General features: G+C 73.8%; 1 protein-coding gene. It reads right to left on the bottom strand.

The window, feature by feature from the left end; all coding sequences use genetic code 11:
* Nucleotides 1–1,106, bottom strand: a 1,106-nt coding sequence (gene hemW, locus ACFQ3T_RS36510) for a radical SAM family heme chaperone HemW (protein ID WP_380730723.1), incomplete at its 3' end; no start/stop codon positions are given.
* Nucleotides 1,107–1,544 lie beyond the last annotated feature (438 nt).

The raw sequence follows: 1,544 nt of genomic DNA, 5'->3' as shown, positions 1-1,544 counted from the left end.
TCCTTGGCCTCGGCCCGGCCGTCGGCGTCGAGGACGTCGAGCGGCAGGCCGGTGGCGAGGCGCAGTTCGAGCAGCACGCGTTCCACCCGGCGGTCGTCGTCGCCCAGGACCTCGCGCCCGGCGGCGGGCGACGTGCCGGCGGCCAGCAGCTCGGCGTACTTCGCCGGGTGCTTGACGTTCCACCAGCGCACGCCGCCGACGTGGCTGTGCGCGCCGGGGCCCGCGCCCCACCAGTCGGCGCCCTGCCAGTAGAGGAGGTTGTGCCGGCACGCGGCCTCGGCGGACGCCGCCCAGTTCGACACCTCGTACCAGCGCAGGCCCTGCGCGGTCATGGCGGCGTCGACCAGCTCGTACTTGTCGGCCAGCACGTCGTCGTCCGGCATGGGCAGCTCCCCGCGGCGGACCCGGCGGGCCAGCGCCGTGCCCTCCTCCACGATCAGCGCGTACGCCGACACGTGGTCCACGCCGGCTTCGCGCACGGCGTCGAGGGACGCCCGCAGGTCGTCGACACCTTCTCCCGGCGTGCCGTAGATGAGGTCGAGGTTCACGTGGTCGAAGCCGGCCTCGCGGGCTTCCCGGGCCGCGGCGACCGGGCGGCCGGGGGTGTGCGCGCGGTCGAGCACGGCGAGCACGTGCCGTGCGGCGGACTGCATGCCGAGCGAGACGCGGGTGTAACCAGCATCACGGATGGCGGAGAAGAAGGCGGGTGACGTGGACTCCGGGTTCGACTCGGTGGTGACCTCGGCGCCGGGCGCGAGGCCGAACGACGACCGCACCGCGTCGAGCACCCGGGCCAGCCCGTCGGCGCCGAGCAGGGACGGCGTGCCGCCGCCGACGAACACCGTGTCGGCCGCCGGCGGGGCGCCGAGCACGGTCGCGGCGAGGTCCAGTTCCCGCCGCAGGCCCTCCAGCCAGGACGCCGGCGAGGCGGAAGTGCCCAGCTCACCGGCGGTGTAGGTGTTGAAGTCGCAGTAGCCGCACCGCGTCGCGCAGAACGGGACGTGCACGTACACCCCGAACGGGCGGTCACCCAGGCCGGTGAGCGCGGAGGTCGGGAGTGAGCCGTCGGAGGGCGCGGGATCACCGATCGGCAGAGCGGAGGGCATGGTTCCCAGTGTCCCACCCGCGGCGTTCCGCCCACCGGTCCGCACCGCCGTCTACCAGGTCCGCGAGGCCGTCCCACGATGCGGATGGCGGTGGACCACGGGGTGGACGCGTGGCACGCTGAGGCACATGACATCGACCGGAGTGCGCCTGGTGGTCCGCCGCCACGTCGACTTCCGTCGTGTCTCCAGCGCGATGTGCCGTCGTTCGGCATAACCCGCGCCTGCCTTTTTGTTCCCGTCGGCGCCGGGTGCGCTGACGAGACCCCCACCACGGCTGTCCCGGGACTCGCACGCGCACCAGCGCCCCGAATCCCCGGAGGACGAGGATGGTCCCCCCGACGACGACGCCTCAGCGCACCAAGCAGCGCCGAGGTGAGGGGCAGTGGGCGCTGGGCTACCGCGAGCCGCTGAACCCGAACGAGCGGAGCAAGAAGGACG

The organism is Saccharothrix hoggarensis, assembly GCF_042678885.1.
GTDB classification, from domain to species: Bacteria; Actinomycetota; Actinomycetes; order Mycobacteriales; family Pseudonocardiaceae; genus Actinosynnema; species Actinosynnema hoggarensis.
Note: the sequence above shows the minus strand (reverse complement) of the source record. Positions and strands in the feature narration are given on the sequence as shown.